Annotated in this window: 12 protein-coding genes; 8 read left to right on the top strand and 4 right to left on the bottom strand. The window is 44.4% G+C overall.

From position 1 onward, the window contains the following. Window positions 1–122 precede the first annotated feature (122 nt). Window positions 123–1,415 carry a peptidoglycan DD-metalloendopeptidase family protein gene (locus tag R8269_RS12490; protein WP_053306755.1) on the bottom strand — a complete coding sequence of 431 codons (1,293 nt, stop codon included), beginning with the start codon at window positions 1,413–1,415 and terminating at the stop codon, window positions 123–125. Between the two features lie 130 nt (window positions 1,416–1,545). On the opposite strand from R8269_RS12490, the gene tyrS reads away from it, so the two are divergent. Next, complete coding sequence (tyrS, locus tag R8269_RS12485) at window positions 1,546–2,733, top strand: tyrosine--tRNA ligase (RefSeq protein ID WP_053306754.1); 1,188 nt, start codon at window positions 1,546–1,548, stop codon at window positions 2,731–2,733. Between the two features lie 418 nt (window positions 2,734–3,151). Continuing rightward, complete coding sequence (locus R8269_RS12480) at window positions 3,152–3,997, top strand: magnesium transporter (protein ID WP_005380062.1); 846 nt, start codon at window positions 3,152–3,154, stop codon at window positions 3,995–3,997. Here R8269_RS12480 and dacB read toward each other — a convergent pair. Together dacB and R8269_RS12470 are read right to left on the bottom strand one after the other, a co-directional pair. Further along, window positions 3,976–5,397 (bottom strand): serine-type D-Ala-D-Ala carboxypeptidase, encoded by a 1,422-nt coding sequence (dacB, locus tag R8269_RS12475; RefSeq protein WP_053306753.1) that lies wholly within the window; start codon window positions 5,395–5,397, stop codon window positions 3,976–3,978. The genes R8269_RS12480 and dacB overlap by 22 nt on opposite strands. A 186-nt stretch (window positions 5,398–5,583) precedes the next feature. Further along, the gene (locus tag R8269_RS12470) at window positions 5,584–6,606 is read right to left on the bottom strand and encodes a porin (protein WP_005380064.1); all 1,023 of its coding nucleotides are present in this window, start codon (window positions 6,604–6,606) and stop codon (window positions 5,584–5,586) included. Window positions 6,607–7,151: 545 nt separating this feature from the next. Here R8269_RS12470 and greA point away from each other — a divergent pair. Next, a complete protein-coding gene (greA, locus tag R8269_RS12465) occupies window positions 7,152–7,625 on the top strand; it encodes a transcription elongation factor GreA (RefSeq protein WP_005380065.1) in 474 nt (157 codons plus the stop codon). 84 nt (window positions 7,626–7,709) lie between these two features. Here greA and yhbY read toward each other — a convergent pair whose 3' ends face one another. After that, window positions 7,710–8,006, bottom strand: coding sequence for a ribosome assembly RNA-binding protein YhbY (gene yhbY / locus R8269_RS12460; protein ID WP_005380066.1), 297 nt, complete (start codon window positions 8,004–8,006; stop codon window positions 7,710–7,712). A 138-nt stretch (window positions 8,007–8,144) separates the two neighbouring features. On the opposite strand from yhbY, the gene rlmE reads away from it, so the two are divergent. The 5 genes from rlmE (at window position 8,145) to secG (ending at window position 13,658) form a co-directional block, all read left to right on the top strand. Next, the gene (gene rlmE, locus R8269_RS12455) at window positions 8,145–8,774 is read left to right on the top strand and encodes a 23S rRNA (uridine(2552)-2'-O)-methyltransferase RlmE (protein WP_005388985.1); all 630 of its coding nucleotides are present in this window, start codon (window positions 8,145–8,147) and stop codon (window positions 8,772–8,774) included. A 108-nt stretch (window positions 8,775–8,882) separates the two neighbouring features. Further along, window positions 8,883–10,856 carry an ATP-dependent zinc metalloprotease FtsH gene (gene ftsH / locus R8269_RS12450; RefSeq protein WP_017635895.1) on the top strand — a complete coding sequence of 658 codons (1,974 nt, stop codon included), beginning with the start codon at window positions 8,883–8,885 and terminating at the stop codon, window positions 10,854–10,856. A 52-nt stretch (window positions 10,857–10,908) separates the two neighbouring features. Next, window positions 10,909–11,739 (top strand): dihydropteroate synthase, encoded by an 831-nt coding sequence (folP, locus tag R8269_RS12445; RefSeq protein WP_017820419.1) that lies wholly within the window; start codon window positions 10,909–10,911, stop codon window positions 11,737–11,739. A 19-nt stretch (window positions 11,740–11,758) separates the two neighbouring features. Continuing rightward, the gene (gene glmM, locus R8269_RS12440; protein ID WP_005388992.1) at window positions 11,759–13,099 is read left to right on the top strand and encodes a phosphoglucosamine mutase; all 1,341 of its coding nucleotides are present in this window, start codon (window positions 11,759–11,761) and stop codon (window positions 13,097–13,099) included. 220 nt (window positions 13,100–13,319) lie between these two features. Next, complete coding sequence (gene secG, locus R8269_RS12435) at window positions 13,320–13,658, top strand: preprotein translocase subunit SecG (protein ID WP_005380080.1); 339 nt, start codon at window positions 13,320–13,322, stop codon at window positions 13,656–13,658. Window positions 13,659–13,672 lie beyond the last annotated feature (14 nt).

The raw sequence follows: 13,672 nt of genomic DNA, 5'->3' as shown, positions 1-13,672 counted from the left end.
GTTCTTTTAGTTGTTGATTTCATAACACTCTCCAATTTTGGGGGGTGGAAAGTGTCAACCTTATTTAGGACGGCACAGACAAAACAAAAAGGGCAGCTTCGCAGCCCTTTTCAATACCTGGCTTACTTCATTGCTAGCAGTTTGCTGTAGCGTTCAAGCTTGTCCATGCTAATTTTCGCGTTTGCCATGAAAGTTTGTCTCGCTTTGCCTGTCAGGGATTTAGATTGTGGCAAATTCACCGTGCGCGGGTTTTTATGGACACCATTCACAAGGAACTCATAGTGCAGGTGAGGGCCAGTTACACGGCCAGTCCCGCCAAGCGTACCAATGGTTTGGCCTTGCTTAACGCGTTGACCAGCTCGTACAGTACGTTTGGTTAAGTGCAGGTACTTGGTAATGTAAGTATTGCTATGTTTAATGAAAACGTAGTTACCATTAAATTTGTTGTAAGACGATTTTTGAACAACGCCATCACCAGCCGCCCAAATCGGGGTGCCCACTGGTGCCGCATAGTCCGTGCCTCTATGAGGACGAACGCGTCCCGTCACTGGATGTAAGCGGCGTGGGTTGAAATTAGATGAAACTCGACGGAAGTCCAACGGCGCGCGTAAGAATGCTTTTTTCATTGCACGCCCATTTTCGTCGTAATACTTGCCACTTTTCTGATCCAATATTGCGGTAAAGGTATCGCCTTGGTTTTTAAAGATCGCAGCAATGATTTTTCCACGGCCGATTACTTCACCTTCTACCACTTCCTCTTGGTAAAGTACTCGGAAGCTGTCGTTTTTACGAATATCTAAAGCAAAGTCGATGTCCCAACCAAATATGCCAGCCAGTTCCATGATTTGGTTACCATTTAATCCAGAAGATATTCCTGCATTCCAAAAGTTTGATTTGATGGTGGCTTCAGCGTAGTTGTACTGGAAGTCGACTTCTTTTTTATCAACTTCAGAAACGTACTTGCCGTCTTTTAATGTGATACGAAAAGTCTCGAACGCGCTTAGTGTTCTTCTTAGCTGCACCAAGTCGTTATTTTCGTCAAAACCAAATTGCAATCGGTCACCAGGTCGAAGCCGAGTTAACTGTTTTTCCACTTCTTTGTCTGATGACACCAGTTCATGTAATAGACGAGCAGAAAGCCCTACGCGATTAAATAAGATGGCAGCACTCTCGCCATTTTTTACCTTGTATGTCTCCCAGCGCAGCACGGCGGGAACCGCAGGCGATGAACTATTTAGTGCACTGAGTTCGAGGGAAACTGGCACAGGATAATGTTGACCAACTTTTAATCGGCTCTGCTGCGGGTCTAGGTCTTGCGGATCAGGTAAAAAGAAGAGCGCGAAGATAATCAGCGCACTAAAAAAACCGATCAATACTTTGTGCAAGAGTGGAAGTCGGACAAAAATCGAATGCATGAGGTACTTGATTGCTAAATTAAACGGAAAAAGTGACAACTACCTAGTCTAACGTGTTTCAAAATGCATCGCTATTCAAGTAATATGTTCAGCTATTATATTTTTGCCAAATCTGTGGGAGTGAACAAGAATGGCGAGCATTGAAGCTGCACTAGCCGAGATTAAGCGCGGTGTTGAAGAGCTGATTCCAGAAGAAGAGCTAATCGCAAAACTAAAAGAAGACCGTCCTCTACGTATTAAATTGGGCGCTGATCCAACAGCACCTGACATTCACCTAGGCCATACGGTTATTTTCAATAAGCTTCGCTTGTTCCAAGAACTAGGTCATGAAGTGACGTTCCTAATCGGTGACTTCACTGCAATGGTTGGTGACCCAACAGGTAAAAACACAACTCGTCCACCGCTAAGTCGCGAAGACGTATTGCGTAACGCTGAAACGTACAAAGAGCAAGTGTTCAAAATTCTCGATCCTGCAAAGACTAAAATTCAGTTTAACTCTGAGTGGCTGTCTGAACTGGGCGCAGAAGGTATGATTCGCCTTGCGGCAAACCAAACCGTTGCTCGTATGCTAGAGCGTGACGACTTTAAAAAGCGTTACGCGGGTGGTCAGCCAATTGCTATTCATGAGTTCATGTACCCACTTCTACAAGGTTGGGACTCAGTAGCAATGGAAACGGATGTTGAATTAGGTGGTACAGACCAGAAGTTCAACCTTCTAATGGGTCGTGAACTGCAAAAGTCTCACGGTCAAAAACCTCAGGTTGTACTGATGATGCCGCTTCTAGTGGGCCTTGATGGCGAGAAGAAGATGTCTAAGTCAGCAAACAACTACATCGGTATCAGCGAAGCGCCAAGTGAAATGTTTGGTAAAATCATGTCTATTTCTGATGACCTAATGTGGAGCTACTACGAGCTGCTCTCTTTCCGCCCTCTGGAAGAGATTGCTCAATTCAAAGCTGATGTAGCAGCGGGCACAAACCCTCGTGACATCAAAGTATTGCTAGCAAAAGAAATTATTGCTCGTTTCCACAGTGAAGCAGATGCCGATGCAGCAGAGCAAGAATTCGTAAACCGTTTTGCGAAGAACCAAATTCCTGATGAAATGCCAGAGTTTGATTTTGACGCAGGTCGCCCAGTGAGTAATCTGTTGAAAGAAGCAGGCTTATGCCCATCATCGTCAGATGCGATGCGCATGGTTAAGCAGGGCGCTGTGAAGATCGATGGTGAAAAAATTGCGGACAGCAAATTTGCTCCAGAAGCGGGTACTTACGTGTTCCAAGTCGGCAAACGTAAATTTGCTCGTATTACTATTCAGTAATTCATAATGACTGCAAATGAAAGCGTCCGAAGGGCGCTTTTTTTGTATGAAAATTTAGCAAAAACGGCAAAGTAAAACTTCCATACCTGATGAACTTTGCTACTATACTTGCGCTGCCAATAATGGCAGCGCTATCGGAGATTTACATGAACAATACCGACCATCCTCCCAGTCGTTGGGTGAGTAAGATTAAGGGAGCGAAATAACCCGCTTCGGTATTGGCGATCTCCGCCTTACCTAAGTGGTGAGGCATCTTTTCTAATTTTCTTCTCGTTATTTCCTTCATACATTCTGAATAGACAGTGCATTCGCATTGGTTTTCTCTGTGCATCTTAATTGTTGTCTGACTTTTAGCGTGCAAGAGTGGCTTTTCATGCTTTGTTGATGGTCGTTACCAATGCCAATCGGGAGATTCGCCATGACGGTAATGAACAACACTTTTATTGAAACAACACCAAACTTTTCTGAAGTAGAAATTGGTGCAGCTCGCAATGCATTCTTGCAGTACGAGCAAGAGCAACAAGTCCATTTGCTTACGGTTATGCCGATTGATGAGGCTGTAGGTATTTTACAGCATTGCTCTGTCGGCTATGTGAATAGTCTTATTGCTCAACTTGAGCAAGCAGGTCATGACAAACGCGCACGTCATTATGCTCACCAACTGGGTCTGCATATGTCTGAAGTTGATACACCCGATGGTTATTTATCAACTAGTGTTTTAGGGCATGTAAAACAGCGTATTGGATGGATCATTGCGCTGGCTCTTTTAGGGATAGTGTCAGGCTTGATCATCGCTCAGTATGAGGACACCCTTAGTCAGCTTGTTTTACTTGCAGTGTACATGCCAGTGATTGCAGCTGCTGGTGGTAACACAGGAACACAAGCAGCAACTTTGGTGATTCGTGCTCTTGCTACTGGAGAGTTAAAAAAACGCCAATGGTTAGAAGTTTTGTGGAAAGAGAGCCGAGTCGCTCTATTTATTGCGCTAGCGATCGCTATCGTGATGATTGGACGCATTATGTTATTTAGTGCAGGACAATCAACAGGAGGCTTTGAACTGACCGATATCGCACTGGCAATAGCAGTTGCGCTGTTCATTCAAGTCACCATTTCTACAACATTGGGCGGGCTGTTGCCAATTATTGCACGAGCTTGCAAGTTGGACCCAGCCGTATTGGTGAGTCCAGTTCTTGCGTCTATCGTCGATATTTCAGGAATGTGGATTTACTTTAACGTGGTGAACTATTTCTTAGGTATTGCCTGACTAAAGTTCACAATGTCATTGTAAAAAAGCTGCTCAAAATGTGTAATCGGGGCGATGACAGGTGTGTTGTCGTCCCGTTTTTCTGGGAAGTAGTCTGAAACAAACTGAACAAAAATGGTGTTAGGTTGACCATTTTTATCCAAGCCATATCCAGCCATATTGTAAGTCCCGTAGATAGAGCCACTTTTCGCGATCAGCTGTCCTTTAATTGGAAGTTTTCGCATACTTTGTCGGTACTTTAATGTGCCGGATTCACCTGATTTCGGCATGATGGCAATCAATTCGAGTTCGTTTTCATGCTTCCAAATATAGCGCAGCATTTCAGCCATCTTGGTCGCGGAGATCCGGTTATTTCGCGAAAGTCCTGAGCCGTCTTCTAGGCGCGCATTACGAATATCAATACCAGTGTTGGCGAAAATGATCTGCTTGATCGCTTCTGTACCGTTAGTAAAACTGCCTGGCTGAACGAAAAATTTAGCACCAAGTGTTTTGGTTAATGTGTCGGCAATTAAGTTGTCAGAGTTTTTGAGCATATCTTCAAGAATGTCTGGTAAGGCCTTTGATTGATGCATTGCGATGAGCTTTCGCTGCTTTTCTGGCGCCGTACCGACCCTAATCTTTCCTGATACCCCAATGTTGAGCTCCTTGAGCAAAGTCGCCAACCTTTGACTGGTGTAACGCTCAGGGTCTTGAACCGCAAATTTCAGTGGCAATGGTTTGTCTCTTTCAACCAAGCACCCTGTTAGCTTGTAGTTGTTATCGGGATTTGCAACTAAACCTAAGTCACAATGACGACTTTTCTTAATGGTTTTAGAAACTGTTTCTACGGTACTTGTGACACGAATAGGTTGATGCTCTGGTACGTAGACCCGCGTTCCACCATCTTTTTGTGTATAGATAGAGGCTTGTACACAGTTGTTATTGAGTGTGATGGTCGATGCCGGAGCGCTGTAGCAAACTCCCAAGATATCCCATGGCCAGCCCACCGCACGGTTATAACCAGTGAATGCGCTGTTATCGAGCCATAGGTCACCGTTAATCCGTTTTAAGCCATTTTTCTTAGCTAGAGTGAGGAGTGATTTTAAGTCGTTGGTTTGGAGTGTTGGGTCGCCGACAAAGTAAATCACTGCATCTGAGTTCGACGTTTCCAGCTTGGTTCGAAACCGGAAATTATCACCCAGTTCTAGCTTTGCGGCTAATGCGGTGACGATTTTTAATGTACTCGCTGGTGGGAACAGTTGTTCGGTAGGATGAACACCGTCAAGCTCAGCATTTTCACTGAGTTTTTCCGCAACTAAACTGATGCGGGCGCCTTCAGGCAGCACCTCTTGATGAGGGTACGCTTGTGAAAAAGCAGAAAGTAATGAAGAGAATATGAGCAAGGGCCAACGTAAACGCATAATGATACTTTCTAAGGTGAGTTATGTGATTGAGTATACGCAAGTCCTTTCAATATGCTAGGTAACTAAAGAAATGCTTCAAATGTCTTCATGAATGAGACACGAGAGAAAGGCGCGCTGCTTAAAATTAAGTATAAAAAATGCCCGCTTAAAGCGGGCATTCGATATTCTAGTCAAAGACCGGAATTAGAAGTCGTAACGTAGACCTAGAGCTAGCTCGTCTTCAGCATCGATCTTAGTTGCAACTGTTTTGCTCGTGTCAGTTGAACCAAACTTGTCACCTGCATCAATCAGGTTGAAGTTGTAAGAAATGTAACCACGGAAGTTAGGCTTGAAGTAGTAAGAAGCATCAACAGCGAAGTTGTTTGCAGAAGTTTCGTTGTTAGTTTCTGCATTGTTGTATGATGTTGTAAATACTGTTTGGCCTAGAGTGTAAGCACCCGCTAGCTCGTAACCAGTGTAATCAACTGTGTTACTGTTGTTTGAATCTTCCATTTTCTCGCCGTCAGTGAATACACCAGCGAAGTAAAGATCAGACATTGTGTAAGATGCAGCTAGCATGTACTCGTTAGCTTTGTCTTGATCTGCGTAACCAGCACCTAGCTCAAGACCAGTGTCAGCTAGAGCGTAGATTGCAGATAGAGAGTAACCGTCTTGTTTGTTGTCGTAGTACTCACCAGTGTTTTTGTTTTCCATACGATCAGCGAAGCGGTAGCTTGCTTTTACGCTTAGGTTTTCAAACTGGCCTTTGTAAGCCATCATGTTGTCTGTACGGTCTGATACAGCTAGTTTGTCTGCTGCAGAGTTACCGTGGTAAGCCATGATATCTGTGAAGTCAGTGATAACGCCTAGTGCACCTTCAGTTTTACCGTATGCGAACTCACCGTAAGCACCGCCAAGACCAGCGTAAGCAAGACGAGTTTCTAGATCGCTCTTGTCGTCGCCGTCTACAGTACCGTTTTGAGCAGTCTCAAATTCACCTTCCCAGAAACCAACACCGTATAGGTTGTCATTGATTTCTTGTTTACCAAGGAAGTTTAGACGGATGCGAGATTTGTCTTGAGCGTCGCCATCTTTCATAGATAGACGTGCTTCAGCACGGCCGCCCATTTCTAGAGAAGTACCGTCTTGGTTGTAAAGTTCAGCTGCGTTTACGCCAGTTGCCATAGCTGCTGCAGATACAGAAAGAGCAATTAGAGTCTTTTTCATCTTATTTGTCCTAGTTAGCTGTCCATAATCATTGTTGTATGGGGGAGAGGTGATCTCTCACAAGTTGTTGGTCCAAAATTGGCTAATTGAGCGATATAGTTCGCACTTGTAAGCCATTGATCTAACAACTCGCTGGACATGTTTTACTGCTAAAGTTTCCGTATGAGTTAGTAAAATGATATAAATCCCACTGATGAACACTGTTCAATTGTGCGTTGTTTTTATTTAAATTACTGTTTTTGATTGAAATTATTGGCAATGACATTGGCCTGACATTGATTAGTTTTTATCTTTTTTGAGGTTTTTGGTGTAATGAACAGTGTTGTTTTTCAATAAATTGAGAAGGTGATTCGCCCTAGAACCGCTCTAAAAGTGAGTTATATCATTATGCCGAAAAGGCATAGTCTTGCTGTCTTTCGAATTAAGATGATTTCGTCCGGGAGTTTGTTTACACTAAACGAAATACATCTTTAAGCGCACTACCCAGTCCTATGACAGGGTGGGCTTTTTTTGTCCAAAGACCCATTTGGGCTTGAGGTTATAAAATGGAAAAAGTTCCAATGACACTACGTGGCGAGCAAAAGCTACGTGCAGAACTCGATCGTCTACTTAAACTACGTCCTCAGATCTCAGAGGCAATTGCTGAAGCTCGTGAGCTAGGTGATTTAAAAGAGAATGCTGAATATCACGCCGCTCGTGAAGAGCAGGGCATTTGTGAAGCACAAATCCGTGACATTGAATACAAACTGTCAGTTGCTCAAGTTATTGATGTAACGAAGATGGAGAACACGGGTAAAGTTATTTTTGGTTCAACCGTAACCTTGATTGATATCGACACCGAAGAAGAAAAAACGTACCAAATCGTTGGTGATGACGAAGCCGATATCAAAGCAGGTCGCATTTCAGTGAGCTCACCTATTGCTCGTGGCCTGATTGGTAAGATGGAAGGCGATGAAGTTGCTATTCAAACTCCGGGTGGCGCGAAAGACTTCGAAATTGACCGAGTAGAATATATCTAAGTCGTTTGGAGTAGCATTACTACTCTGATAAAACGCAAAAAGGTCGCCTCAGGCGACCTTTTTTCTTCAGCAACGTAAGTAGAGTTACTTACGAGGGATTTCGATTTTACGCTCTTCAGACTGGCGGTATAGCACAAGCACTTTACCAATAGTCTGAACTTTTTCAGCGCCCGTCTCACGTACGATAGCGTCGATGATTAGCTGTTTTGTTTCACGATCTTCCGAAGCAACTTTTACTTTGATAAGTTCGTGATGGTTAAGAGCGATTTCAATTTCTGCTAGCACGGCTTCTGTAAGTCCATTTGCGCCCATTAGCACAACAGGTTTTAAACTGTGAGCTAGGCCTTTAAGGTGCTGCTTTTGTTTGGTGCTTAGGTTCATTACGCGGCCAATTTTCTTTAAAATAAGGGTTGAAAAAAGCTATATTAACGCCATCTATTGCTGAAGACTATAATTTATTGAGTAATAGGTAGCGCCTATTAAAACAATAGCTCCAATTTGTGCCTTGTTGGGATTAAAATGAGTAAACAAAAACATTCGGCTAGTTCTGGTCGTTGGTTGAAAGAACACTTTGATGATAAATACGCGAATGAAGCCCGAAAAAAAGGCTACCGCTCACGTGCTTATTTCAAGATCGATGAGATTCAAACGAAAGATAAATTGTTAAAGCCTGGAATGACAGTCGTCGACTTGGGGGCTGCGCCGGGCGGATGGTCTCAATATGCTGCTAAGATAGTAGGGGACAGTGGTCAGATCATCGCGTGTGACTTGCTTCCTATGGACCCGATTGCTGGCGTTAGCTTTTTACAAGGCGACTTTCGTGATGATGCGGTATTGGAAGCTTTGCTAGAAAGGATCCAACCTTCCATGGTAGACGTAGTAATGTCTGATATGGCGCCTAACATCGCGGGAAACAATTCTGTTGATCAACCTCGCGCTATGTATTTAGTTGAATTAGCTTTAGATATGTGTCGACAAGTTCTAGCGCCTAATGGTAGCTTTGTCGTAAAGGTTTTCCAAGGGGAAGGCTTCGATCAGTATGTGAAAGAAGTCCGAGACATGTTTAAAGCCGTAAAAATTAGAAAACCAGACTCATCGCGAGCTCGCTCTCGAGAGGTCTTCGTCGTAGCCACTGGTTACAAAGGTTAACCATTTTGCTCTCTTGAGAGCGTGTTAACACTATAGCTACAGTTAATGAACTGTAGTACCCTACCTTTAATTACAATTAGTTATCGAGAGGCTTACACCTTGAGTGACATGGCAAAAAATTTAATTCTGTGGCTTGTTATCGCCGTCGTATTGATGTCGGTATTCCAGAGCTTTGGCCCTGGAGAAAGCAATGGCAGAACCGTGGATTACACCACGTTTGTACAGGAAGTTGGCCAAGGCCAGATTCAAGAAGCAACTTTTAAAGACGGTGAAATTAGCTTTGTTCGTCGTGGCGGCGGTGCCAAAATGGTCACTTACATGCCAGTGTATGACCAAAAGCTTCTAGATGACCTAATTAACCAAAACGTGAAAGTACAAGGCACGCCTCCAGAAGAGCAAAGCTTGCTGGGTACTATCTTCATCTCTTGGTTCCCAATGATCTTACTAATTGGTGTATGGATTTTCTTCATGCGTCAAATGCAAGGCGGCGGTGGTAAAGGCGCCATGTCTTTTGGTAAGAGCAAAGCTCGAATGATGAGCGAAGAACAAATCAAGACAACTTTTGCTGACGTTGCAGGTTGTGACGAAGCAAAAGAAGACGTGAAAGAGCTGGTGGACTACCTACGCGATCCAAGCCGCTTCCAAAAGCTGGGCGGTAAGATTCCAACGGGTGTTCTAATGGTTGGTCCTCCTGGTACGGGTAAAACGCTTCTAGCGAAAGCCATTGCCGGTGAGGCGAAAGTACCATTCTTTACTATCTCTGGTTCTGATTTCGTAGAAATGTTCGTTGGTGTTGGTGCATCTCGTGTGCGTGACATGTTTGAACAAGCAAAGAAAGCCGCACCTTGTATCATCTTTATCGATGAGATCGATGCGGTAGGTCGTCAACGTGGCGCAGGTGTTGGTGGTGGTCATGATGAACGTGAACAAACACTAAACCAAATGCTCGTTGAGATGGATGGTTTCGAAGGTAACGAAGGTATTATCGTTATCGCTGCGACTAACCGTCCGGATGTGCTGGACCCTGCGTTACTGCGTCCTGGTCGTTTTGACCGCCAAGTGGTAGTTGGTCTTCCAGATGTACGTGGCCGTGAACAGATCCTAAAAGTTCACATGCGTAAGGTCCCTCTAGCGGGTGATGTAGAGCCTTCTCTCATCGCACGTGGTACTCCAGGCTTCTCTGGTGCTGACCTAGCAAACTTAGTTAACGAAGCAGCCCTGTTTGCTGCGCGCGGTAACAAGCGCAACGTTTCTATGGTTGAGTTTGAACTGGCGAAAGACAAAATCATGATGGGTGCTGAGCGCCGTTCAATGGTGATGTCTGAGGAAGTGAAAGAGTCAACCGCATACCACGAAGCGGGTCACGCGATTGTTGGTCGCTTGGTTCCTGAACACGATCCAGTGTACAAAGTGTCTATCATTCCACGTGGTCGTGCGTTGGGTGTAACAATGTACCTTCCAGAGCAGGACCGCGTGAGTATGTCTCGCCAACACCTAGAATCAATGATTTCTAGCTTGTACGGTGGTCGTTTAGCAGAAGAACTTATCTACGGTGCTGACAAAGTATCAACCGGTGCTTCTAATGATATCGAGCGCGCAACAGATATTGCTCGTAAGATGGTTACTCAATGGGGTTTCTCTGAAAAGCTTGGCCCTCTGCTGTATGCAGAAGATGAAGGCGAAGTGTTCTTAGGGCGTAGTGTAACTCAGACTAAACATGTGTCTGACGATACAGCGAAGTTGATTGATGACGAAGTTCGTCAGATCATTGACCGCAACTACGATCGTGCGAAGAAGATTCTTCAAGAGAACATGGATATCATGCATGCGATGAAAGATGCGCTGATGAAGTATGAAACCATTGATGCTCGCCAGATTGATGACTTAATGGAGCGCAAAGCTGAAATTCGTGAGCCTGCGGGCTGGAGTGATAACTCAGCAAGCAAACCAGAAGACAGCGACAAGCCTCAAGCAAAGCAAGAAGTTAAAGAAGAAGCAACGGAGACTGCGAAAGATGCAGAACAGCCTAGCTCTTCTGAAACAACTTCTAACGAAGCGCCTGAAAAGAAAGACTCTGAATAAAGAGTATCGATAATATTAAACCCCGAGTTATCTCGGGGTTTTTGTGTTTATGATGATGATTACAGCAAATAACAAATCTTTGGACCTTTCGCGTCCACATGTCATGGCCATTCTAAATGTGACACCGGATTCCTTTTCGGATGGCGGTAAATACAACTCAATTGAACTTGCTCTTGCTCAAGTTGATAAAATGATAAAGGCTGGTGTAAGTATTGTTGATGTTGGTGGTGAATCAACAAGACCTGGTGCACCGGATGTGTCTTTGGAAGAAGAGCTTAGGCGTGTTGTCCCAGTAATCAAAGCCATTCGTGAAAAATATGATGTATGGATTTCCGTTGACACCAGTAAAGCAGAAGTGATGCGTCAAGCAATTGATGCTGGGGCTGATTTGATCAATGACATCCGCTCGCTGCAAGAGCCAGGTGCTCTGGAAGTCGCAGCAGAAGCAAACCTTCCAATTTGTCTGATGCATATGAAAGGTCAGCCTAGGACCATGCAAGTTGACCCTCATTATGATGATTTAATGGGGGACGTGTCGGCTTTTCTAGAAGAACGTATCGCGGCGTGTGAAGCAGCAGGGATTGATAAATCTCAACTGATTCTCGATCCTGGGTTTGGCTTTGGCAAAACAATCGAACACAATTATCATATGCTTGCTCATCTTGAAAAGTTTCATGAATTCGGCCTGCCTATTTTGGCTGGCATGTCTCGTAAATCCATGATCTTCAAACTGTTAGACAAGCCAGCGGCAGAGTGTACGAACGCAAGTGTCGTTTGTGCTACGATTGCCGCGATGAAAGGCGCGCAGATCATTCGCGTGCATGACTTTGAAGAGACAATCGAAGCGATGAAAGTTGTTGAGATGACGAAAAACAATATTTAAAAATAATAAAGGAAAGTTTATGTCGAATGAAAGACGTTACTTTGGTACTGACGGTGTGCGCGGTAAAGTAGGACAATACCCAATCACTCCAGACTTCGTACTTAAGCTTGGCTGGGCTGCTGGTCGTGTACTAGCGAAACAAGGCACAAAGAAAGTTATCATAGGTAAAGATACACGTATTTCAGGTTATATGCTTGAATCTGCACTAGAGGCTGGCCTTGCAGCTGCGGGACTTAAAGCAACATTTACTGGTCCCATGCCAACTCCAGCTGTGGCATATTTAACTCAGACTTTCCGTGCCGAGGCTGGTATTGTGATTTCTGCATCACATAACCCATATTACGACAACGGCATTAAATTCTTTTCTTCTGAGGGTACTAAGCTACCTGACGATATCGAATTGGCGATCGAAGCTGAGTTAGATAAAGAAATTGAATGTGTGGAGTCTGCTGAGCTTGGTAAAGCAACCCGCCTAAATGATGCAGCTGGTCGTTACATCGAATTCTGTAAGAGTACTTTCCCATCTGAGTTGAGCCTTGCGAACTTTAAGATCGTAGTAGACTGTGCGCACGGTGCAACGTACCACATCGCTCCAAATGTTTTCAAAGAACTTGGGGCAGAAGTTATCGCTATGGGCGTAGAGCCTAACGGCATCAACATTAATGAAAAAGTGGGCGCAACAGACGTACGAGCTCTTCAACAGCGTGTTGTTGAAGAGCAAGCGCATCTTGGTCTCGCATTTGATGGTGATGGTGACCGCATCATTATGGTCGACCACCTAGGTAACAAAGTTGATGGTGACCAAATTGCTTATATCATCGCTCGTGATGCACTTCGTCGTGGTGAGCTAAAGGGTGGTGTTGTTGGTACACTAATGACTAACTTGGGTATGGAAAATGGTTTAAAGCAGCTAGGCATTCCGTTTGTACGTGCTGCTGTTGGTGACCGTTATGTCATGGAGCAACTGCTAGAAAAAGGTTGGAAAATTGGTGCTGAAAACTCAGGCCATGTGATCTTATTAGATAAAGTCACAACCGGCGATGCGATTGTTGCTGCACTTCAAGTACTTGCTTCTGTAATTGGCAGCGATATGTCTTTATATGAACTATCGCAAGGAATGACATTATATCCTCAGGTTTTAGAAAATGTCCGTTTCTCAGGAGAAAGTAACCCTCTTGAAGCTACAGCTGTATTAAACGCTGTCGCTGAAGTAGAGGCGACACTTGGTGATAAAGGGCGTGTACTGCTGCGTAAGTCTGGCACTGAGCCTTTGATCCGCGTTATGGTGGAAGGCGAAGATGGTGAACTAGTTCAACACTCAGCATTGAAAATCGCTGAGGCTGTTAAAGCAAGTTGTTAATCATTGCGTTAAAGCATGTCTTGAATGAAAAGGGCATCTTTTGCCCTTTTTTTGAGCGCTTAACGCATTGGCATTGATTTTTTACTAATTTTCCCTTGTCAGCGTTACTGGCTTTCGCTAGTATTGCTCCGCCTCCCGTTAGGAGGTCGCTAGCCTTGTTCATTATGATTTGTTCTTTTGAACGGCGCTGGCTCAACAATTCGGAACATAGGTGGAAAAAATGTTTTCAGTTCTACTTGTGATTTACCTGTTGGCAGCGCTTGGTGTGATTGGCCTTGTGTTGATTCAACAAGGTAAAGGCGCAGATATGGGAGCCTCGTTCGGTGCTGGTGCTTCAAACACAGTGTTTGGTGCTGGCGGCTCAGGTAATTTCTTAACCCGAACAACTGCTATTTTAGCAACCGTATTCTTTATCGTTAGCTTGTTACTTGGTCGTATGTCTACGCACCAGACTGAATCACAATGGGTAGACCCAACGTTAGGTCAACCAGTTGTTGAACAAGTTAAGGACGCAGCGAGTGAAGTTCCTGCCCCTGCGGGTGATGAAATTCCTCAATAAGCTGTAAGGTTTTG

The sequence above is a fragment of the Vibrio sp. Vb0667 genome, assembly GCF_033391095.1.
Note: the sequence above shows the minus strand (reverse complement) of the source record. Positions and strands in the feature narration are given on the sequence as shown.